Annotated in this window: 1 protein-coding gene; it reads left to right on the top strand. The window is 51.5% G+C overall.

The window, feature by feature from the left end; all coding sequences use genetic code 11:
* On the top strand, window positions 1-379 hold a 379-nt coding region (locus A3735_RS23825), incomplete at both ends, for a MipA/OmpV family protein (protein ID WP_197486007.1).

Genomic DNA, 379 nt, shown 5'->3' with positions numbered 1-379 from the left:
GGTGATAATATTTTCTTCTGGGCCGGTGAGGCGCTCGGGTGGCGTGGTCTTCGTTCTGACACATGGCTATTCGAGGCTGTCGTGGGCTTCGATGAGGGGCGTGAAGAAAGTGACTCTGATGACGGTCGTTTGGATGGTCTCGGTGAAGGAGATGAGGGAACTGAACTAGTTTTGCAAGCACGCCATGCTTTCGATACCGACTGGCGTTATTGGCTGGATGCTCGAGTGGTGACCGGTGAAAACGGAAGTCTTGGTCTTTTTGGCGTGGGGCACCGCTTCGGTGGTCAGAACGACGGAACCGGCCATGAAATTGCCATCGCTTTGGTATTTCACGATAGTGATTATGTCAATAAAGATTTTGGTATAGATGCAGAGCAGT

It is taken from the genome of Oleiphilus sp. HI0061 (genome assembly GCF_001635675.1).
The sequence above is the reverse complement of the archived record's forward strand: the minus strand, read 5'-3'. Positions and strand labels throughout refer to the sequence as shown.